The organism is Vibrio ostreae, from assembly GCF_019226825.1.
GTDB classification, from domain to species: Bacteria; Pseudomonadota; Gammaproteobacteria; order Enterobacterales; family Vibrionaceae; genus Vibrio; species Vibrio ostreae.
The window spans coordinates 2433269-2453960 of sequence record NZ_CP076643.1 but is presented as its reverse complement, the minus strand read 5'-3'; the positions used below and the strand labels follow the sequence as shown (position 1 = coordinate 2453960).

Genomic DNA, 20692 nt, shown 5'->3' with positions numbered 1-20692 from the left:
TTTGGGCGCAGAATGTTACTGAAAATAATGACGCATGTCAGCAGTTATCCCAGCATACGTCATTACATCTCTGCTTTTTTATCTGTATCGACGTTTTTGCGCAAAATCGCGACTTAACCGCTTACAAGTCGGCTTTTTTACTGCGTGAATACTGACGGTTGGCTTTATTTTCACCCATGCTTTCGATAATGCGATGGTAGTTTTCAAAACGCGCGGCACTGATGTCGCCTTTGTCGACCGCTTCACGCAGCATGCAGCCCGGATCGTCACCATGCTTACAGTCACGGAATTTACAGCCACCCAGAAACGGGCGGAACTCGACAAACGCTTTGGTCACTTCTTCTGCGCTCAAGTGCCACAGGCCGAATTCACGCACCCCCGGCGAGTCGATAAGGTCGCCACCGGAAGGGATGTGGTACAAACGGGCGGCTGTCGTCGTATGTTGACCAAGGCCTGAGGTTTCGGAAATTTCACCCTCTTCCACCCAGTCTTCCAAATCAGGCATCAGGGCATTCACCAGACTGGATTTACCCACACCGGACTGACCGACAAAAATATTGGTGTGTTCACCCAATTTAGCTTCCAGCGCCGCAATGCCTTCACCACTCTTTTTACTGACGTAGAGCACTTCGTAACCGATGCGTTGATATTCACCCAGCAAGGTCTGATAGTGTTCACGCTGAGCATCGTCCAGCAGATCGACTTTATTAAGGACCAGCAATGGAGAAATCGCCAGGGTTTCGGCCGCTATCAGATAACGGTCAATAATATTGAGCGATAAGTCGGGCAGAACAGAAGAGACGATCACCATCTGATCGACGTTGGCAGCCACCGGTTTTAAACCATCGTAATAATCCGGGCGGGTCAGTACGGATTGGCGTGGCTCAACGGCTTCGACCACTCCGGAGATGCCGGCCAGCTTTTCCACTCCCGGGCGCCAGATAACTTTGTCACCTGAGACCAGCGTTTCAATCCCTCTGCGCAGGTTACAACGGTGAACTTCACCGCTTTCCGGATCTTCCACATCAGCATGTTGACCAAAACGGGTAATCACCAGACCCGTTTTGGCGCTGTGCAGCATCGACTCATCCCATTCGATGGTTTTTTCCTGTTTCAGTTTACGGTGTTGGTTATTCCGAACGCGTCGTACCTGACCCTTAGTCAGCTTTTTTTCTTTGCCACTCTGCTCTACTTTCGTGTTGCTGGATGGTTTGGGAAGCCCGGAAAAACTCCGCAGATTGCCGCAAATCATCGGGTTGAAATTTTCGTTATCAGCCGCGGCTGACAATTTGAATTATGTACACTTGGGTATATAGTACCTGCTTTATCGATAAACCTATAGGTACCCGTCTATGTCTTTTAGCGATCAAAACCTGATTTGGGTCGATCTGGAGATGACTGGCTTAGAGCCGGAATCTCATAAAATCATTGAAATTGCGACTATTGTGACCGACTCTCAGCTCAATATTCTGGCTGAAGGTCCGGTGTTAGCAATTCATCAGCCAGAATCAGAATTGCAGAAAATGGATGACTGGTGTACCAATACGCATACCTCAAGCGGGCTGGTGGAGCGTGTGCGCAATAGTACCATCAGCGAAGATGAAGCCGTTGAACAGACTATCGCGTTTTTGCGCCAGTGGGTTCCTGAGGGTAAGTCACCCATCTGTGGTAACAGCATCGGCCAGGATCGTCGCTTCCTTTACCAGCATATGCCACGCCTGGAAGCCTATTTTCATTATCGCTATCTTGATGTCAGTACCCTGAAAGAACTGACTCGGCGCTGGAAACCGGAAATTCTGGATGGTTTTTCTAAACAGGGCAGCCACCTTGCTCTGGATGATATTCGTGAGTCGATTGCTGAACTCAAATATTATCGTGCGACCATATTCTCCATCTGATTTGTGGTGCGAATAACGCATTTGGGCTGTGTTCAATGTCCGCTTGAGACGCTTGCTGCTGCTATAGTCGCCAGTAAGCCTCTCAAATATGGTGCTTTCTGCATGTTTTTTCGGCAAACAAAAAAAACTTCTGTTTTTTTAGCGAGAATCTCTTGCATCGCAAAAAAATGCTCTTATAATTCGCAGCCCTAAACGACGGAAATCGTTGTTGATGCGACACTAGCTCAGTTGGTAGAGCGCAACCTTGCCAAGGTTGAGGTCACGAGTTCGAACCTCGTGTGTCGCTCCAAAATCTTTCTTAACAGAAAGTACAGCCTGTATCGTGCTTAACGATGACAATGCGACACTAGCTCAGTTGGTAGAGCGCAACCTTGCCAAGGTTGAGGTCACGAGTTCGAACCTCGTGTGTCGCTCCAAAATCTTTCTTAACAGAAAGTACAGCCTTTATCGTGCTTAACGATGACATGCGACACTAGCTCAGTTGGTAGAGCGCAACCTTGCCAAGGTTGAGGTCACGAGTTCGAACCTCGTGTGTCGCTCCAAATTGAGATTAATCGTTAATGCGATTAATTCTTGCGACACTCGCTCAGTAAATAGAGCGCAACCTTGCTAAGGTTGAGGTCACGCCTTTTTGTTAAAGGAAAGGGAACCTCGTGTGTCGCTCCAAATTCTTTCTTAACGGAAAGTAAAAGCCTTCATCGTGCTTAACGGTGACACAATACGGACGCGGGGTGGAGCAGCTTGGTAGCTCGTCGGGCTCATAACCCGAAGGTCGTCGGTTCAAATCCGGCCCCCGCAACCAAATTCAGACAATTGGTTTAATAACGAATTGTTATGCGACACTAGCTCAGTTGGTAGAGCGCAACCTTGCCAAGGTTGAGGTCACGAGTTCGAACCTCGTGTGTCGCTCCAAATTCTTTCTTAACCGAAAGTAAAAGCCTTCATCGTGCTTAACGGTGACACAATACGGACGCGGGGTGGAGCAGCTTGGTAGCTCGTCGGGCTCATAACCCGAAGGTCGTCGGTTCAAATCCGGCCCCCGCAACCAAATTTCAGATAGTCTGAACGTTATGAGAATCATAACCCTCAGGCCGTCGACGGATGCGCCGCCCGGTACAAACCCGGCCCCGCAACCAAATTCAAACAATTGGTTTAATAACGAATTGTTATGCGACACTAGCTCAGTTGGTAGAGCGCAACCTTGCCAAGGTTGAGGTCACGAGTTCGAACCTCGTGTGTCGCTCCATTTTCTTTGATAAAGAAAGCTAGATTAATCGTTAATGCGATTAATCCTTGCGACACTCGCTCAGTAAATAGAGCGCAACCTTGCTAAGGTTGAGGTCACGCCTTTTTGTTAAAGGTAAGGGAACCTCGTGTGTCGCTCCAAATTCTTTCTTAACAGAAAGTAAAAGCCTTCATCGTGCTTAACGGTGACACAATACGGACGCGGGGTGGAGCAGCTTGGTAGCTCGTCGGGCTCATAACCCGAAGGTCGTCGGTTCAAATCCGGCCCCCGCAACCAAATTCAGACAATTGGTTTAATAACGAATTGTTATGCGACACTAGCTCAGTTGGTAGAGCGCAACCTTGCCAAGGTTGAGGTCACGAGTTCGAACCTCGTGTGTCGCTCCAAATTCTTTCTTAACAGAAAGTAAAAGCCCTCATCGTGCTCAACGGTGAACACAATACGGACGCGGGGTGGAGCAGCTTGGTAGCTCGTCGGGCTCATAACCCGAAGGTCGTCGGTTCAAATCCGGCCCCCGCAACCAAATTCAAGATAGTCTGCTCGTTGTGATAATCATAACCCTCAGGCCGTCGACGGATGCGCCGCCCGGTACAAACCCGGCCCCGCAACCAAATTCAAGATAGTCTGCTCGTTGTGATAATCATAACCCTCAGGTCATCGACGGATGCGCCGCTAGGTTCAAATACAGCCCGGCAAAGCAACCAAATTCAACAAAGTGAATAGAAGTTAAAGAATACTGCGACTGGTTCGCAGATTTTTTTGCTTTGAAAACAGCAAATCTGGCTTAGTCGCCAACGCTCTTTCTCTAATGCTGTGAAGCATAAACCCCCATTTAAAAAGAACACGCTGCTGTCTGGCAGGGTGGTTTTTTTACCTCAAAAAAACATTATCCAGCAAGTTTTCGTTGCTCTTTTGTCAGGAGTACACGGATTTTGTACCGTTCATTAACAGACTTATCCACAGAATAGAATTGTGGATAACTTGGTGTATAAAGTGTTTTTCAGTAGCTGGAATGGACACTTGCGGCAGGATCTTTTCTCGTGTCCCCAGTTATGTCCGACAACAGGTTTATATGTAACTTGTTGATTTAAATGAATATCTTTTGATTTTTCTCGGTTTTCTTCTGGATAAAAAACGATCATTAACTGTATTTTCGTTGATCCTAATCATTTCCTGCTGGTGTGACTAACTTTTCTGAAATTTAGAAAATGATGTGGAGTTAAAATTTTTTCCACATTACGTATATTTGAGAACCATATCAAAGTATGTGCGTAGCGGTTGTGTCACCAGATACTACTCATGCATCCCTTGGCAGCCCTTTTTGGATTATCCGTATTAAGCGTTGATGCTTGTTATTCGTCTGTGGTAACTGTTGGTACTGTTGCGCCAGCGCCCACTCAATATGTGTATCCAGCAATTCTGAGCGGCCTTGGTGACTCTCCAGCGTGGCAATGATTCTGCCAGAGTAAGGGGCATTCCCCATGGCAACAATTAAATTACGCTGCCATTGCTCATGGCCGATACGTCTAATTGCCGAGCCTTGCATATTGCGTAGGAAGGTTTCTTCATCCCATTCAAATAGCGTGACCAGATCCGGGTCGTTAAAAATATCCCGTCGATGAAAATCGGTCTGTTCGGTCACATCGGAAAAGCGGTTCCACGGACACACCAACTGACAATCATCACAGCCATAAATTCGGTTACCCATCGCTTGGCGAAACTCGAGCGGTATCACACCGGCAAACTCAATTGTCAGATACGAAATGCAGCGTCTGGCATCAACGACCCCTTCTTCTGTAATCGCACCGGTCGGGCAGGATGTCATGCAGGCCTGGCATTTTCCGCACTCATTACTGGCTGGTGTATCAACCGGCAACGGGATATCAACCAGCAACTCACCGAGAAAGAACCATGAACCTGCGTCTTTATCCAGTATCAGTGAGTGCTTGCCGCTCCAGCCCAGTCCGGCTTTTTGCGCCAGCGGGCGCTCCAGAATAGGCGCCGAGTCCACAAACGGGCGATAACCTAACTGTCCCACGGCCTGCTCAATTTTTTCACCCAGCTTTTTTAACTGGTTGCGTACCAGCTTGTGATAGTCACGCCCCAGCGCATAGCGGCTGATATAGGCCTGGCTCGGATCATCAAGGTTACTGGCAAACTGGGCTTGTGGTGGCAGATAGTTCATTCGTGCGCTGATAACCCGAATCGTGCCTGGCAGCAGCTCGTCTGGCCGGGCTCTTAGCATGCCATGTCTTGCCATCCAGTCCATATCACCATGGTAGCCGGCATCCAGCCAGCGCTGCAGCTCCGCTTCGTGTTCACTTAGATCGACATCGCAGATCCCAACCTTGTCAAAACCGAGTTGTTTGGCCCACAGTTTGATTTGATCGGCAAGTTGATGGTAATCCATAGTCTAATGCTCGCTGCAAGGGGGCGGGATCTTAGCGGATCTCAGTCTGTGGATCCAGCCGGATCCGGCGCTTTTGCCTCTTATCCTTTGAAGAATTTTCGGTATGCTTACAGAACAGAGCTTGTCTCTTAAATCCAACCCAGTTTACTATTCTGTTTCTTTTGATTTTTATATAGTCGATGTTCGACGTATTAGAGATATTATTCATGAGCACCAAGACTTTCACTCTTAAAGATGAGCAAGAGACGGTAAAACTCGGCACGGCGCTGGCAAATCTGTGCTCGCAACAAACCACCCTCTATCTGCACGGTGATCTAGGCGCCGGTAAAACCACGTTCAGCCGCGGTTTCATTCGCGCTCTCGGTCATCCGGGTAATGTGAAAAGCCCGACTTACACCTTGGTGGAACCGTATCAGTTAGCCGATTGGAAGGTTTATCATTTTGATCTTTACCGTCTGGCGGATCCGGAAGAGTTAGAATTCATGGGCATCCGCGACTACTTTACCGATGATGCTATTTGTCTGGTGGAATGGCCTGAGAAGGGCTACGGCATGCTGCCAACATCCGACCTGGATATTGAAATGCGTTACGATGGGCAGCAACGTCAGGCGGTGTTGACGGCCAATAATGACTATGGGCGAACTTTACTGAGTCAGTTGGAGTTATGTTGATTGTTAAACCTTCCCGTTTTTGCAGCGCCCTGATTGTCATGGCGCTGGCATTTGTTTCTGCGCTTGCGAATGCCAATGTTCTCGAAGGGGTGCGGGTCTGGCCCTCACCCGATGAAACTCGTGTCGTGATTGACGTTAAGTCTGAGGTCACCTTCAGTTACTTCACCTTAAGTGGTCCTGATCGCTTGGTGGTTGACCTGCAGCAAACCTCATCAGACACTAAATTGCCGGTATCGGTCAGCGATAGCGCAATTCTTACCAAAATCCGCGCCAGCTCTCCTCCTGATAAATCGACCTACCGTCTGGTGCTGGAATTGAAAAAAAGCACCGCGCCGCAATTGTTCAAACTGGCTCCGACACCGGGAGGGCAGTACGGTCATCGTTTGGTCATCGATCTGCCCCATGGCGATACGTCATCGACCGCGTCATCTGCTGGCAGCAGTGAGAATAAAGTCAGCCGAGATGCCTCTCAGCTGTATGGTACCGAAGATATTGTGGTGGCTATCGACGCCGGACATGGTGGCGAAGATCCGGGCTCAATTGGTCCGTCCCGTCGCTATGAAAAGGACATCACGCTGATTGTGGCCAAGAAGCTGGCCGCACAGATCAATGCGGTTCCGGGTATGAAGGCGGTACTGACTCGTCGTGGCGACTATTTCGTCAATCTCAACAAACGTTCAGAAATCGCCCGTAAGAACAAAGCGCACTTATTGGTGTCGGTACACGCAGACGCGTTCCGTTCGCCGCAGCCGCGTGGCGCATCGGTGTTTGTGCTTAACACCCGTCGTGCCAATACCGAGATTGCCCGTTGGGTTGAAAATCACGAGCAGCAATCAGAATTACTGGGTGGTGCCGGTGAAGTATTGTCTAAGAACAATGCCGACCGCAACGTCAGTCAGACCTTGCTTGATCTGCAGTTCAGCCATTCGCAGAAAGAGGGCTACAAAGTCGCCTCCAACATTTTGCGGGAAATGGGTAAAGTGGCACACTTACATAAAAAGACCCGGTCAACGCTAGCCTGGCAGTGTTGAAATCACCGGATATTCCTTCGGTGTTGGTAGAGACCGGTTTTATCTCTAACCCCACGGAGGAGAAGCTACTCTTCCAGCGCAGCCATCAGGACAAGCTGGCCCGGGCAATGACCAAAGCGGTGGTGCAGTATTTTGAGGATAATCCGCCGGAAGGAACACTGTTTGCCAACCGGGGTAAAAAGCAGCAGCATAAAGTGGCGCGCGGCGAATCGTTGTCGGTGATTGCCAGTAAGTACGGTACCAGCGTGGATACCCTGATGCAGGTCAACAAGCTGAAAAGCAGCAGTATTGCGGTGGGGCAGGTACTGACTATTCCGGGAGGGCAGCGTTCTCCGGTCCAGGTTCCGGTGCTGAATAATCCGGTTGAGACCGAGACGATTACCCATGAGGTGAAATCCGGTGATTACCTCGGTAAGCTTGCCGCGACCTATAAAGTATCGGTTGAGGCGATTAAGCGTGAGAATAACCTGAAGTCCGATACTCTGCGCCTGGGACAGAAGCTGAAAATTACCGTCAGTCTGAAAGATAAGCCATTGCGTAAACATAAGGTGGCGCGTGGTGAATTCCTCGGTAAAATTGCCTCACAATACAGTGTCAGCGTTCAGAGTATTCGCGATGCCAACAAGCTGCGTTCTGATCAGCTGGCGGTGGGACAGGTGCTGATTATTCCCAATAAATAACACGGGGCGTGTATGACGATTCGTATTTTGCCGGCACGTCTGGCAAACCAGATTGCCGCCGGGGAAGTGGTGGAAAGACCGGCTTCTGTGGTCAAAGAACTGGTTGAGAACAGCCTTGATTCCGGAGCTACCCGCATCGATATCGATATCGAAAAAGGCGGTGCCAAGCTGATCCGTATCCGGGATAACGGCTGCGGGATAGATAAAGATGAATTAGGGCTGGCATTGAGTCGTCACGCGACCTCTAAAATCCATACTCTGGATGATCTCGAAGCCATCATCAGCCTCGGCTTTCGTGGTGAAGCGTTGGCCAGTATCAGTTCGGTGTCACGTCTGACTATGACTTCTCGCCCGGCGACACAGGAAGAAGCCTGGTCCGCCTACAGTGAAGGCCGCGATATGGAAGTGAAGCTGCAACCGGCAGCACATCCGATCGGAACCAGTGTGGAAGTGCTGGATCTGTTTTTCAATACTCCGGCGCGGCGCAAATTCCTGCGCACCGAAAAGACCGAATTTACCCATATCGACGAGTTGCTCAAGCGTATTGCTCTGAGCCGTTTTGATGTCACCTTTAATCTGCGCCATAACGGTAAAATGATTCGCCAGTACCGGGCTGCCAAAACGGAAATTCAGCTGGAAAAGCGTATTGCTGCGGTTTGCGGTGCCTCTTTTGTGCGTCATATGCTGAAAATTGAGCTCGAACATCAGGGGCTCAGACTGCATGGCTGGATAACCACCCCAGAGGGCGCCCGTAGCCAAAGTGACTTGCAGTACTGCTATGTCAACGGACGCATGATGCGCGACAAACTCATCAATCATGCCATCCGCCAGAGTTATGAAACCAGCCTGCGTCCCGACCAGTTCGCAACTTATGTCCTGTTTATCGAAATCGATCCGCATCAAGTGGATGTTAATGTCCACCCCGCCAAGCATGAGGTGCGTTTCCATCAGGCCCGACTGGTGCATGATTTTATTTATCAGGCGCTGAGCAGCGCGTTAGCACAAAGCCAGCATATTGATGCTCCGGCCCACAGTGAAGCGGCATTCCATCAGCCCCATTCGTCGTCTCAGCCATCCCCGCCAGTGCAGCCAAGTGACCAGGCCGTGATGTCAGAGCAGGCCATGATGTCAGAACAGACGGCAGAAGAGGACAACCGGCTGGCGCAACCAGCGGTGGCTGAAGCCGGCTCATCGCCGGTGCCTCAGCATGTTTATCGTGCGGTGGAAAATACCCCGTCCTATCCGGGGCGTTCTGACTACGCCTCCGACCGCTCTTCATCAGGCGGCGAGCGCAGTCAGGTGCGTGAGTCGGCGCCGCGTTCTGAGTGGCGTGAGGCCGCGTCTTCATCGGGCCGGTCGGCATCCGAGCGCGGTCCCAAACCGTCTCCCAGTGCGGCAGAGGTCAGAGCCTACCAGCGTTTAATGCAAACCCCGGACTTACCATCCGCCACATCAGAGGGCGAGCAACCAGCTCAGCACCAGACACAGGTTCCCCATCCAGAGGAGTTGCCGCTCAGCCTCGAACAGCTCGGTAAAGCGGTTGCCGTGGTGGAAGGCGAGTATCTGCTGATGACGTCTTTGCAGGGGTGTGTATTGTTGTCACTGGCCAAAGCGGCCTGGCTGCGCAGCCGTGGTCAGCTTGAACCGCAGCAAGAGTCACTCAAGAGTCAGCCGCTGTTGGTACCGCTGGCACTGAAAATTTCCCCGCAGGAAGCTGCCGCGCTGCCGCATTATCAGCCTTTGCTCAGCCGGTTTGGTATTGAGCTCAAAGCGCGCAATGGCACTTCTTTGATGGTGATGGGGGTGCCGCAACCATTAAGGCAGCAAAATCTGCAAAACTTACTGCCAGATCTGTTATCTTACGTCACCCAAATTTACGAGCAGGCAGCGGATGAGTTAACCCTCGGCGCTCTGGCGGATTGGCTGGCTGATTATGTGGCAGACCGCAAAGCGGACTACACTTTGTCGCAGGCCATCCAATTGATAGCAGAGATTGAGCAGTTGTGGCAGGGAACCCTTCCCTTACACGACAGGCAGTTTGTCCGGCCTGTGGATTTTTCCGCGACCATTGCAGCATTGAAGTCATGAGTGAACAATTACCTTTAGCCCTGTTTTTAATGGGGCCGACCGCCTCCGGTAAAACCGATCTGGCGATTCGCCTGCGCCAGAAATTCCCGGTCGAGATCATCAGTGTCGATTCCGCTTTGATTTATAAAGGCATGGATATCGGCACCGCCAAGCCGGAGCCGTCTGAACTGGCACTGGCGCCGCATCGTCTGATCGATATTCTCGATCCGAGCGAGGCTTACTCAGCAGCTGATTTTCGTCGCGATGCCCTGCGTGAAATGCAGGCGATTGCCGATCAGGGCAAAATCCCGCTACTGGTGGGCGGTACTATGCTGTATTACAAAGCGCTGCTGGAAGGTTTATCGCCTCTGCCGGCGGCGAATCCTGATATTCGTCAGCAGATCGATGACGAGGCCAAACAGTTTGGCTGGGCTCATCTGCATCAGCAGTTGCAAGACATTGATCCCGTTTCTGCGCAGCGAATTCATCCAAATGATCCACAAAGATTGTCTCGGGCATTGGAAGTTTACCGGATTTCAGGTAAAACTCTTACTGAACTGACTCAAACTAAAGGTGAGGCATTGCCTTTCCGGGTTAAGCAGTTCGCTATAGCTCCCAAGGAAAGGGCTGAACTCCATCGTCGAATTGAACTCCGATTTGAAAAGATGGTCGAAGCCGGGTTTGAACAAGAAGTCAGAGCGCTGTATCAGCGTGATGATCTTCACCCGGATCTGCCATCCATTCGTTGTGTCGGTTATCGACAGATGTGGGATTACTTAGACGGGAACGGTACTCTGGATGAAGCGATTTTTCGCGGAATCTGCGCCACTCGTCAATTGGCCAAGCGTCAGATCACCTGGTTACGCAGCTGGAATGATTTAACTTGGTTAGATAGCGAAAACGTTGAACAAGCATTGGAAACTCTCTCAAATGCCATAGCATCTGATTGAATTAGCTGTGTATAATGTGATCGCTTTTGCGTAGATGTACCCTGTAAAGGATCCGTTACTTGTTTTTGGCGCATCTGCCCCAATCATAGGTAACAACGGGGTGATTTTATTCGTTTAGCTCAGATGCGAAGGCCGCACAGAAGTCCGTGCACCGCTAGCTAAATAACTACAACAAAATACAAAATAAGGAAAATAAAATGGCTAAGGGGCAATCTCTACAAGACCCATTCTTGAATGCACTACGTCGCGAGCGTATCCCAGTATCAATTTACTTGGTAAACGGCATTAAACTGCAAGGCCAGATTGAATCATTTGATCAGTTTGTGATCCTATTGAAAAACACAGTAAACCAAATGGTTTACAAGCACGCGATTTCAACAGTAGTACCTGCTCGTCCTGTGAGCCATCACAGCGGTGAACGTCCTGCTAATGAGCGTGGTGCTGATAAGTCAGAAGACTAATTCTTCTGCGTGTATATTACTATCGATTAAGGAGTTGGTAGCTTGTTTGACCGTTATGAAGCCGGTGAGCGAGCCGTACTTGTTCATATCAACTTCACGCAAGAGGGTGAGTGGGAAGATCTCAGCGAATGCCAGATGCTGGTCTCTTCTGCTGGAGTATCGACGCTGCAGGTTGTGACCGGCAGCCGACAATCTCCTCACCCTAAATATTATGTCGGTGAGGGCAAAGCCCAGGAAATCGCACAAGCCGTTCAGATGACCGGCGCGGATGTGGTGATTTTCAACCATGCCCTTTCTCCTGCCCAAGAACGTAACCTCGAACATCTCTGCCAGTGTCGGGTGATTGACCGTACCGGTCTGATCCTGGATATCTTTGCACAGCGTGCCCGTACCCATGAAGGTAAACTACAAGTTGAACTGGCGCAGCTGCGTCATATCTCAACGCGCCTGATTCGTGGTTGGACGCACCTGGAGCGGCAGAAAGGGGGTATCGGTTTACGTGGGCCGGGGGAAACTCAGCTGGAAACCGACCGTCGTTTATTGCGTGAACGTATCAAAGCGATTCTGCGCCGTTTAGACCGAGTGGCTAAACAGCGTGAACAAGGTCGACGGGCTCGTAACCGGGCAGAAATTCCGACTGTTTCTCTGGTCGGCTATACAAACGCAGGCAAATCGACACTGTTTAACCGCATTACCGCGGCAGATGTCTACGCCGCAGACCAGTTATTTGCGACGCTGGATCCTACCCTGCGTAAAATTGACCTGGCGGATGTCGGACCGGCGATTCTGGCTGACACGGTAGGTTTTATTCGTCACTTACCCCACGATTTAGTGGCGGCATTTAAAGCAACGTTACAAGAAACTCAGGAAGCTGACATTTTGTTACATGTTGTCGATGCCAGTGATGACCGTTTTCGTGAGAATATCCAAGCTGTTGATATTGTACTGACAGAGATTGAGGCGAATGAAATCCCGACTCTGCTGGTGATGAACAAAATAGATAATCTGGATGGACAGCAACCTCGTATAGAGAGAGATGACGAAGGCGTACCGAGAACGGTATGGCTCTCGGCTATGGAAGGTCAGGGGCTGGATCTGCTATTTGCAGCACTGACCGAGCGTTTGGCCAGTCAGATAGTCGAGCACCGCCTGTGCATTCCGCCGCAACATCAGGGCAGAATCCGTAGTACATTCTTCCAAATGAAGTGTATACAGGACGAAGAGTATGATCAGGAAGGCAATTTACTGATCACAGTTCGTATGCAGCAGGTGGATTGGTCTAGACTAGAGAAAAGAGAAGAGGCAGTTTTACGTGACTTTATAGTTACTTAAAGGACTGCTAAAGTATAACGTCATATCAAATGATGGAGCTTTCTAATGGCGTGGAATGAGCCCGGTAATAACAACGGCAACAACGGCCGCGATAATGACCCTTGGGGTAACAATAATCGCGGCGGTAAAGGTGGCCGTGAACAAGGTCCGCCAGATTTAGACGAAGTCTTTAACAAGCTGAGTCAGAAACTGGGGGGCAAGTTTGGTAAGCGAGGCGGAGGGAAAGGACCGTCTTTCTCTGGTGGTAGCGCAATTGGCTTTGGTGTCATTGCTGTTATAGCGATCGCTATCTGGTTCTTTGCTGGCTTCTACACAATTGGTGAAGCTGAGCGTGGCGTGGTGTTACGTCTGGGTAAATACGATCGTATCGTTGATCCGGGCCTGAACTGGCGTCCGCGTTTTATCGATGAAGTGACTCCGGTTAACGTGCAGGCGATCCGTTCACTGCGTGCATCAGGTCTCATGCTGACCAAAGATGAAAACGTGGTGACGGTTTCGATGGACGTGCAGTACCGTATCGCTGACCCGTACAAGTACCTGTACAAGGTGACTAATGCGGATGACAGCCTGCGTCAGGCCACCGACTCTGCACTGCGTGCGGTAATCGGTGACTCGCTGATGGACAGCATCCTGACCAGTGGTCGTCAACAGATTCGTCAGTACACTCAGGAAACACTGAATCAAATCATTGATAACTACGACATGGGCCTGATTCTGGTCGATGTCAACTTCCAGTCTGCCCGTCCGCCGGAGCAGGTAAAAGACGCGTTTGATGACGCGATTGCCGCGCGAGAAGATGAAGAGCGTTTCATCCGTGAAGCAGAAGCGTACAAAAACGAAATTTTGCCTAAAGCAACCGGTCGTGCTGAGCGTCTGAAGAAAGAAGCACAAGGTTACAATGAGCGCATCGTCAACGAAGCTCTGGGTCAGGTAGCGCAGTTCGAGAAACTGTTACCGGAATACCAGGCGGCGCCACAAGTTACCCGTGATCGTCTCTACCTGGATGCGATGCAGGAAGTGTACAGTAATACATCTAAAGTGCTGGTGGATTCAGACTCAAGCGGCAACCTGCTGTACCTGCCAATTGATAAGCTGGCAGGTCAGGAAGGTGAGCAGACCAAACGTCAGACCAAATCTTCGTCGGCTTACGACAAGATCGAACTGGAATCACAGCGTACTGAAACGCCAAGTGAAGACCAATCTCGTTCAACCAGCACACGTCAAGGGAGATACTAAGAATGCGTAAGTTGATGATCCCTGTCGTTGTTGTTGTTCTGGCACTGCTGCTGATGGCGATGTTCGTGATCCCTGAAGGGGAACGCGGTATCGTAATCCGCTTTGGTCGTGTCCTGAAAGACAACAACGAAATCGCCCGTATTTACGAGCCGGGTCTGCATTTCAAGATGCCACTATTTGACCGTGTGAAGACTCTTGATGCACGTATCCAGACCATGGACGGCCGTTCTGACCGTTTCGTGACCTCGGAGAAAAAAGACGTCATCATTGATTCGTACGTGAAATGGCGTATTGATGACTTTGGTCAGTACTACCTGGCAACCGGTGGCGGTAACGCTCTGACGGCAGAAGCGTTGCTGGAACGTAAAGTCACCGACGTATTGCGTTCAGAAATCGGTGCGCGTGAAATCAAACAAATCGTTTCCGGTCCGCGTAACAGCGACGTGCTGCCAGACAGTCCGGATTCCGAGGTGGTAACCACTGAAGCGGCCAAGCAGGCTCTGGAAATCGATGGTCAGCGTGACCAAATCATGGAAAACGTGCTGGCGGATACACGGACCAGCGCGATGAAAGATTTGGGTGTGCGTGTGGTTGACTTCCGGATGAAGAAAATCAACCTGCCGGATGAAATCAGTGAATCGATTTACCGTCGTATGCGTGCTGAACGTGAGTCGGTTGCTCGTAAGCACCGTTCGCAAGGTCGTGAAAAAGCAGAAGTGATTCGCGCTCAGGCAGAGCTGGAAGTGGCAACAATTCTGGCCGAAGCGGATAAAACCGCGCGCGTGACCCGTGGTGACGCGGATGCGAATGCAGCCAAAATCTATGCGGATACTTACAACAAAGATCCGGAGTTCTTCGGTTTCCTGCGTTCACTGCAGGCGTATGAGAAATCATTCAGTAATAAGAGCGATATTCTGGTTCTGGATCCGAAGAGCGACTTCTTCAAATACATGAACAATGCGAAGGGAACGGGCTCTGCTCAGTAATCGCTTGATAGTATACCAAGGCTCCGTCACGGAGCCTTTTTTTCGTCTGTACTGACCGGGCTTATCGGATTGTTGGCATAGACAGAATGTTGAGCGAATACGCTCGGGAGAGAAAGAAAATGCCGGATTCACTCTGGATTGCCTTTGGCCTGGTCTTGATTGCCGAAGGGTTGGGGCCGTTAATCGCGCCTAATGGATGGCGGCAAATGGTCGCTCAGCTGAGTCAGCAACCGGATACTCAACTGCGCCGGATAGGCGGTTGCCTGGTGGTCACCGGTGCGGTGATTGCCTACTGGTTTATTCGCTGAGCTGCGGCGAATTGAGCGAAGGTACTGGCCGATATGAGCCCGCAGCCAGCAACAGCATCGCAGGCGTCGGCTCAGATTCAGGCCGCCCTGAGCTGCTGGTGTCAAGGCTCAGAGCGACGAGATAAAAACGGATGCAGCGCCTGACTCAATAATGAGGCGGCGGCGTTTCCTGCGCCGGGTCGGCCAGGTTGGAGGTATCCATATTCTTAACTTTACCCACCACGTATTTCATCTGATCCTGCATCTTAGTGATCAGCAGTTGTTGCTGGCTTAGGGCCTCGTTCAGTTCGTCAATGGTCTGCTCCTGAAACGCTAATTTACATTCCAGGTCATCAATACGCTGTAGCAGCTGTTGCGTGGTGTTGTCTTGCATGATTAATCGAGTTTCCAGGCTTGGGCTATCCCAGCAGACGTGGCCGATATGACCCGCTGCTGTGCATCAAAAGCCGCATCATACACTACTGCGCGTGGCGGGCGGGCATCTTTTCGAGGTTCTGCTTCGAAGGTGGCGGACTTTTTGCCACTCTTGGTATCCCACACTTCGATGCGGCTGGATGGCGTGCCAGTGACCAGCTTGGTTCCGTCATCGGAAAAGCGTGCGCTAGAAAAAATCAGCTGACGCGAGAAGCTGCGCAGCGCTGAGCGCTTTTGACCACTTTCCAGATCCCAGATGAAAGACTGGTTACCGCCGTCTGAGGTAAAGGCCAGTTTCCCATCGCGCTGTAGTGCGACCCGATTGACCCTTTGTTCGTGTTCAAACTTACGCAGAATTTGTCCGCTTTGGGTATCCCACAGGTAAGCAGCGTAATCATTGCCGCCGGTCAGCGCGTAGCGTCCGTTAGGGGCCAGCGCGACAGAATTAACTTTTTCTTGGTGGGCAAGGAACTCCAGGCGCCGCCCGCTGACTAAATCGACGTAAATGGCTTTGCCATTGGATAATCCGAGCAGTACCTGTTCGCCGTTACTGGCGATGTCCACTGCGCGGATTTGACCATCAGAGATAGACCAGAGACCTTCGGCTTGCGTCCAGCCAAGGTCCCAGACGGCGAAATTGTCCTGGGTCGCGGTGATCGCAAAGCGGCCGTTATCTGAGATGCGGATCAGCGATACTGTGCTGGCCTGCGGGTCCTGAGCCCCGAGTTCTGCCAGTTGCTTGCGCTCGGTGAGATCCCAGAACACCAATTGGTGTTGTTTGGAATAGACGAGGGCGAAGCGACCGTCTCTGCTGAGCCCGAAACTGGTGGACCCTTCCGGCTCCAGTTCCCAGCGTTCGGCTTCCTGGTTAGAGAAAAAGCAGCCATTTAACATCGCTATGACAACAAGCAGCAGGATGGAATGAGAAATTATTCGCATCAAATCTAATTATCCGTCTAGTGTGTAAAGACAATCTGAATACATAAAGCTATATTGGTACAACTCTGTGTTGCGCACCAGCTTGAAACCAAGTTTTGTGCACAATAACAAAAGGTTTGCCTCGAAATTGGAGAATTCAATGAAATCACTTTTGAAAGTGTCGCTACTTGCCGCAACCGTTATGCTGGCCGTAGGTTGTCAGGAAGATGCACCGAAAACGGAAGGTGCGGCACCTGCCGCTGAACAGTCAGCCGCCGCGAAAACGGTGAACCTGCAGTCAGAAGACGATAAAGCAGCGTACGCCATCGGTGTTTCGTTTGCTAACTACCTGAGCAACAGTATTGAAAAGCCGGCTGAAATCGGAATCAACCTCAACAAGGATCTGGTTCTGGAAGGTATTCAGCACGTATTTGCCGGTAAAGCAGAAATGACTGAAGAAGAGACGCGTGCCGCGCTGGAAAGCCTGGACAAACGTGTTGCAGAGAAAATGAAAGCTCAGGCTGAAGAGAAAGCCGCCACCAACAAGAAGGCTGGTGATGACTTCCGTGCTGATTTTGAAAAACAGGATGGTGTGAAGAAGACTGACTCGGGTCTGCTGTACCAGGTGATGACTCCGGGTGAAGGCGAAACGCCAAAAGAAACGGACACCGTACAAGTGCACTACAAAGGCACACTGATCGACGGTACTCAGTTCGACAGCTCTTACGATCGCGGTGAACCGGCAACATTCCCGCTCAACCGTGTGATCCCGGGCTGGACTGAAGGCGTGCAACTGATGAAAGTGGGTGCCAAGTACAAGTTCGTTATCCCGCCAGAACTGGCGTACGGCGAGCAGGACACGCCAACGATTCCGGCTAACTCAACTTTGGTGTTTGAAGTTGAGCTGCTGAAGATCGATAACGGCGATGCCGACGCAAAAGCGAAAAGCGCGCAGTAAGCCGCACTGAGTAAGTAATCGGAGGGCCTGACTTGTTCAGGCCCTTTTTTTGTACGCCGGGTACATAAGTTGTTCTAAATCACTTGTTGGCAAGATAGCTGAGTATTCGGTTAAAATTTTCTGATAAACTTACATCAATTTGTTGATTTTTCGTTCTAGGGTCAAAGTACAGTGACAACGACAGAAAACCTTAATGCCGATATGTTACTTGAAATGGAATCCGTGCATGTCAAACCATTTACGGACCATGACAAAGTCATTCTGCGCTCATATGAAGCGGTCGTGGATGGGATAGCCAGCCTGATTGGGCCATTTTGTGAAATCGTTCTGCATTCGCTGGAAGATCTGAACACCTCGGCGGTCAAAATTGCCAATGGTGAAAATACCGGGCGTCAGGTCGGCTCGCCGATCACCGATCTGGCGCTGAAAATGCTGCGCGACATCGAGGGCTCGGAGCGCAATTTTTCGCGTTCTTACTTTACCCGCGCCAAAGGCGGCGTGCTGATGAAGTCGATCACGATTGCGATCCGCAATGACGAAAACCGCGTCATTGGTCTGCTGTGTATCAACGTCAACCTCGACGCTCCGTTTTCGCAGGTGTTGCACTCGTTTATGCCGACCCAGGAAGCGGAAGCGGCCGCCTCATCGGTCAACTTCGCCAGTGACGTTGAGGAGCTGGTGGATCAGACCGTAGAGCGCACCATTGAAGAGATCAATGCTGACAAATCGGTGTCGAACAACACCAAGAACCGTCAGATTGTGATGGCGCTGTTTGATAAAGGTATTTTTGATATTAAAGATGCGATTAACCGCGTTGCGGATCGCCTCAACATCTCTAAGCACACCGTCTATCTGTATATCCGTCAGCGCAAGACTGAGGACGACGAGAAGTGAGCACTGAAAACCAGACTCTGACTTTTACCTTGCTGGTTAATGGCTCGGTGTACGGTACCCAGTCGGCGCGCAACGCTTACCTGTTTGCCAGCCGGGTGATTGCCAAGGGCCATACTCTGCGCAGCGTATTCTTTTATCAGGACGGAGTGCAGAATGGCTCGGCATTGACCGCACCGGCTAACGATGAATTTGATCTGGTTGCCGCATGGCAGCGCCTGGCGGCAGAACATAATGTACGCCTCGAGACTTGCGTGGCTGCTGCGCTGCGCCGCGGTGTGCTCAGCCCAGCTGAAGCCGAGCAGCACCAGTTGCCTGCCTCGAATCTGGCCGCACCGTTCGAACAGACCGGACTTGGTAGTCTGGCAGAAGCATTATTGGCACAAGACAGGGTGGTACAGTTTTGAATAAAGTCGCGTTTGTATTTCATTCCGCGCCGCATGCCGTCAGTGCCGGTCGGGAAGGGTTGGATGCTTTGCTGGCGGCCTCGGCTTATAGCGAAGATCTGGCGGTATTTTTTATTGGTGAAGGGGTGTTGCAACTGGTCGCGGGTCAGGAGCCGGGTGCAGTATTGAGCCGCGACTACATCAGTGCATTTAAACTGCTCGATTTGTATGACATCGAACAGCGTTATACCTGCGCGCACAGCCTCACTGAATGGGGCCTGCGCAGTGAGGATCTGGTGGTCGGGACCAAGCCGCTGGAGCCGCAGGCGATTGCGACGCTGTGGCAACGCTTTGATCAGATTGTGACGTTTTAGGACATCGTATGCTGCATATTGTAAAAACCCCTCAGCAACTGGCGCTGGTCAGCCGCTACCTGCTTAGCCAGGATGCTCTGTTGCTGGTTGAGAATGCCGTGTATGCGGCGAGTCAGGTCAGCCCGTTTTATGCCCATCTTCCGACGGCTGTTCCTGTGTATGCACTGCGAGAGGATCTGCAAGCGCGCGGATGGCTCGCACACTGCCCCCCACTGGTTGAGGTTATCGATATGGATGGTTGGGTGGATGCCACAGTAAAATACGGTAAATCAATTACTTGGTAATAAGCGCTGCGGGGTGTACGTTCGGGTGTCCACCCCACTTGCGCCAACCGGCAAAAAAGATCTGTATATTTCTTGACACACTTCCCACTGCTGCATAGAATTTTGCGTCCCTAATTGCGCTAAGTGCAATAGGGATAGATTTTTCACAAAGCTTACTTTTTAGTAAATTTCAGGAGCTAGCTAATGGCAACTATTAACCAGTTGGTACGCAAGCCACGTGTAAAGCAAGTTGCGAAAAACAACGTGCCTGCACTAGAAGCGTGCCCACAAAAACGTGGTGTATGTACTCGTGTATATACTACTACACCTAAAAAACCTAACTCAGCACTACGTAAAGTATGTCGTGTTCGCCTGACTAACGGTTTTGAAGTGACTTCATACATCGGTGGTGAAGGCCACAACCTGCAAGAGCACAGCGTTGTTCTGATCCGTGGCGGTCGTGTTAAAGACCTTCCGGGTGTTCGTTACCACACTGTACGTGGTGCGCTTGACTGTTCAGGCGTTAACGATCGTAAACAAGCTCGTTCTAAGTACGGTGTGAAACGTCCTAAGTCTTAATGCGTCTTTTTTATAAAGAAAGCGTTAAGTAAGGCCAAACACTTATTTTCAATTTTAATTTTTTGAAAAAACTGAAAAGTTTTGGATAAAACCTGAAGAAGACAACGGAGAATATTCCATGCCACGTCGTCGCGTTATTGGTCAGCGTAAGATCCTTCCAGATCCAAAGTTCAAATCTGAACTGCTGGCAAAATTCGTTAACATCCTTATGGTTGACGGTAAAAAATCTACTGCAGAGAAAATTGTTTACACTGCACTAGACTCTATGGCTGAGAAATCTGGTAAAGATCACTTAGCTGTATTTGAAGAAGCTCTTGAAAACGTTCGCCCAGCGGTAGAGGTTAAATCTCGCCGTGTTGGTGGTTCAACTTACCAGGTTCCTGTAGAAGTACGTCCGGTTCGCCGTAACGCACTTGCTATGCGTTGGTTGGTTGAAGCTGCGCGTAAGCGTGGTGAAAAATCTATGGCTGCACGCCTAGCTGCTGAAATGCTAGACGCGTCAGAAAACAAAGGTACTGCTGTTAAGAAACGTGAAGACGTTCACCGTATGGCAGAAGCGAACAAAGCGTTTGCTCATTACCGCTGGTAATACCTTCTGTGCTGCGAGGTTCTCTCGCAGCACATTTCTAAATT

Annotated in this window: 20 protein-coding genes, 10 tRNA genes and 1 pseudogene; 27 read left to right on the top strand and 4 right to left on the bottom strand. The window is 50.5% G+C overall.

Annotated elements, in window-relative coordinates; translation table 11 throughout:
- Positions 1 to 121: 121 nt before the first annotated feature.
- The gene (gene rsgA, locus KNV97_RS17400) at positions 122 to 1252 is read right to left on the bottom strand and encodes a small ribosomal subunit biogenesis GTPase RsgA (protein WP_218562438.1); all 1131 of its coding nucleotides are present in this window, start codon (positions 1250 to 1252) and stop codon (positions 122 to 124) included.
- A 100-nt stretch (positions 1253 to 1352) separates the two neighbouring features.
- Between rsgA and orn the strand changes: the two genes are divergently transcribed.
- The 11 genes from orn to KNV97_RS17345 all read left to right on the top strand — a co-directional run bounded on the left by orn (position 1353) and on the right by KNV97_RS17345 (position 3667).
- On the top strand, positions 1353 to 1898 hold the full coding sequence (gene orn / locus KNV97_RS17395) for an oligoribonuclease (protein WP_218562437.1): 546 nt from the start codon (positions 1353 to 1355) through the stop codon (positions 1896 to 1898).
- A 213-nt stretch (positions 1899 to 2111) separates the two neighbouring features.
- Positions 2112 to 2187, top strand: a tRNA-Gly gene (locus KNV97_RS17390).
- 51 nt (positions 2188 to 2238) lie between these two features.
- Positions 2239 to 2314, top strand: a tRNA-Gly gene (locus KNV97_RS17385).
- Positions 2315 to 2364: 50 nt separating this feature from the next.
- Positions 2365 to 2440, top strand: a tRNA-Gly gene (locus tag KNV97_RS17380).
- Between the two features lie 183 nt (positions 2441 to 2623).
- Positions 2624 to 2700 (top strand) — tRNA-Met (locus tag KNV97_RS17375).
- Between the two features lie 34 nt (positions 2701 to 2734).
- Positions 2735 to 2810 (top strand) — tRNA-Gly (locus tag KNV97_RS17370).
- Between the two features lie 59 nt (positions 2811 to 2869).
- A tRNA-Met gene (locus tag KNV97_RS17365) sits at positions 2870 to 2946 on the top strand.
- A gap of 122 nt (positions 2947 to 3068) precedes the next feature.
- A tRNA-Gly gene (locus KNV97_RS17360) sits at positions 3069 to 3144 on the top strand.
- Between the two features lie 199 nt (positions 3145 to 3343).
- A tRNA-Met gene (locus KNV97_RS17355) sits at positions 3344 to 3420 on the top strand.
- A 34-nt stretch (positions 3421 to 3454) separates the two neighbouring features.
- Positions 3455 to 3530 (top strand) — tRNA-Gly (locus KNV97_RS17350).
- A gap of 60 nt (positions 3531 to 3590) precedes the next feature.
- A tRNA-Met gene (locus tag KNV97_RS17345) sits at positions 3591 to 3667 on the top strand.
- A 774-nt stretch (positions 3668 to 4441) separates the two neighbouring features.
- On the opposite strand, the gene queG is transcribed toward KNV97_RS17345, so the two are convergent.
- A complete protein-coding gene (gene queG / locus KNV97_RS17340) occupies positions 4442 to 5554 on the bottom strand; it encodes a tRNA epoxyqueuosine(34) reductase QueG (protein WP_136487900.1) in 1113 nt (370 codons plus the stop codon).
- A gap of 206 nt (positions 5555 to 5760) precedes the next feature.
- On the opposite strand from queG, the gene tsaE reads away from it, so the two are divergent.
- From tsaE to KNV97_RS17295, 9 genes and pseudogenes are all read left to right on the top strand, one after another.
- Positions 5761 to 6225: a tRNA (adenosine(37)-N6)-threonylcarbamoyltransferase complex ATPase subunit type 1 TsaE gene (tsaE, locus tag KNV97_RS17335; RefSeq protein WP_218562436.1), complete on the top strand. Its 465-nt coding sequence runs from the start codon at positions 5761 to 5763 to the stop codon at positions 6223 to 6225.
- A pseudogene (locus KNV97_RS17330) lies at positions 6225 to 7936 on the top strand (N-acetylmuramoyl-L-alanine amidase). The gene tsaE and the pseudogene KNV97_RS17330 overlap by 1 nt, the downstream one beginning before the upstream one ends.
- Before the next feature lie 12 nt (positions 7937 to 7948).
- Positions 7949 to 10024 (top strand): DNA mismatch repair endonuclease MutL, encoded by a 2076-nt coding sequence (mutL, locus tag KNV97_RS17325; protein ID WP_218562435.1) that lies wholly within the window; start codon positions 7949 to 7951, stop codon positions 10022 to 10024.
- A complete protein-coding gene (miaA, locus tag KNV97_RS17320; RefSeq protein WP_136487904.1) occupies positions 10021 to 10953 on the top strand; it encodes a tRNA (adenosine(37)-N6)-dimethylallyltransferase MiaA in 933 nt (310 codons plus the stop codon). Before mutL ends, miaA begins: the two co-directional genes overlap by 4 nt.
- A gap of 197 nt (positions 10954 to 11150) precedes the next feature.
- Positions 11151 to 11414 carry an RNA chaperone Hfq gene (hfq, locus tag KNV97_RS17315; RefSeq protein WP_136487905.1) on the top strand — a complete coding sequence of 88 codons (264 nt, stop codon included), beginning with the start codon at positions 11151 to 11153 and terminating at the stop codon, positions 11412 to 11414.
- Between the two features lie 42 nt (positions 11415 to 11456).
- On the top strand, positions 11457 to 12746 hold the full coding sequence (gene hflX, locus KNV97_RS17310) for a ribosome rescue GTPase HflX (RefSeq protein WP_136487906.1): 1290 nt from the start codon (positions 11457 to 11459) through the stop codon (positions 12744 to 12746).
- A 45-nt stretch (positions 12747 to 12791) separates the two neighbouring features.
- Positions 12792 to 13982, top strand: coding sequence for an FtsH protease activity modulator HflK (gene hflK, locus KNV97_RS17305; RefSeq protein ID WP_136487907.1), 1191 nt, complete (start codon positions 12792 to 12794; stop codon positions 13980 to 13982).
- 2 nt (positions 13983 to 13984) lie between these two features.
- Positions 13985 to 14968 (top strand): protease modulator HflC, encoded by a 984-nt coding sequence (hflC, locus tag KNV97_RS17300; protein ID WP_136487908.1) that lies wholly within the window; start codon positions 13985 to 13987, stop codon positions 14966 to 14968.
- 119 nt (positions 14969 to 15087) lie between these two features.
- Complete coding sequence (locus KNV97_RS17295; protein WP_218562434.1) at positions 15088 to 15276, top strand: DUF2065 domain-containing protein; 189 nt, start codon at positions 15088 to 15090, stop codon at positions 15274 to 15276.
- A 145-nt stretch (positions 15277 to 15421) separates the two neighbouring features.
- Here the strand turns inward: KNV97_RS17295 and KNV97_RS17290 are convergent, their stop codons facing one another.
- Both KNV97_RS17290 and KNV97_RS17285 read right to left on the bottom strand, forming a co-directional pair.
- Complete coding sequence (locus KNV97_RS17290) at positions 15422 to 15649, bottom strand: SlyX family protein (RefSeq protein ID WP_136487910.1); 228 nt, start codon at positions 15647 to 15649, stop codon at positions 15422 to 15424.
- Between the two features lie 2 nt (positions 15650 to 15651).
- Positions 15652 to 16629 (bottom strand): WD40 repeat domain-containing protein, encoded by a 978-nt coding sequence (locus KNV97_RS17285; protein ID WP_218562433.1) that lies wholly within the window; start codon positions 16627 to 16629, stop codon positions 15652 to 15654.
- Positions 16630 to 16768: 139 nt separating this feature from the next.
- Between KNV97_RS17285 and fkpA the strand changes: the two genes are divergently transcribed.
- From fkpA to rpsG, 7 genes are all read left to right on the top strand, one after another.
- Positions 16769 to 17566 (top strand): FKBP-type peptidyl-prolyl cis-trans isomerase, encoded by a 798-nt coding sequence (gene fkpA, locus KNV97_RS17280; protein WP_136487912.1) that lies wholly within the window; start codon positions 16769 to 16771, stop codon positions 17564 to 17566.
- A 171-nt stretch (positions 17567 to 17737) separates the two neighbouring features.
- Positions 17738 to 18460: a helix-turn-helix transcriptional regulator gene (locus KNV97_RS17275; protein ID WP_136487913.1), complete on the top strand. Its 723-nt coding sequence runs from the start codon at positions 17738 to 17740 to the stop codon at positions 18458 to 18460.
- Positions 18457 to 18864, top strand: a complete 408-nt coding sequence (tusD, locus tag KNV97_RS17270; RefSeq protein WP_240798232.1) for a sulfurtransferase complex subunit TusD — start codon at positions 18457 to 18459, stop codon at positions 18862 to 18864. The genes KNV97_RS17275 and tusD overlap by 4 nt, the downstream gene beginning before the upstream one ends.
- The gene (gene tusC, locus KNV97_RS17265) at positions 18861 to 19217 is read left to right on the top strand and encodes a sulfurtransferase complex subunit TusC (protein WP_136487914.1); all 357 of its coding nucleotides are present in this window, start codon (positions 18861 to 18863) and stop codon (positions 19215 to 19217) included. Before tusD ends, tusC begins: the two co-directional genes overlap by 4 nt.
- 8 nt (positions 19218 to 19225) lie before the next feature.
- Positions 19226 to 19501, top strand: coding sequence for a sulfurtransferase complex subunit TusB (gene tusB, locus KNV97_RS17260; protein ID WP_218562432.1), 276 nt, complete (start codon positions 19226 to 19228; stop codon positions 19499 to 19501).
- Between the two features lie 183 nt (positions 19502 to 19684).
- Positions 19685 to 20059, top strand: a complete 375-nt coding sequence (gene rpsL / locus KNV97_RS17255; RefSeq protein ID WP_136487916.1) for a 30S ribosomal protein S12 — start codon at positions 19685 to 19687, stop codon at positions 20057 to 20059.
- Positions 20060 to 20177: 118 nt separating this feature from the next.
- Positions 20178 to 20648, top strand: a complete 471-nt coding sequence (rpsG, locus tag KNV97_RS17250; RefSeq protein ID WP_136487917.1) for a 30S ribosomal protein S7 — start codon at positions 20178 to 20180, stop codon at positions 20646 to 20648.
- Positions 20649 to 20692: the final 44 nt, after the last annotated feature.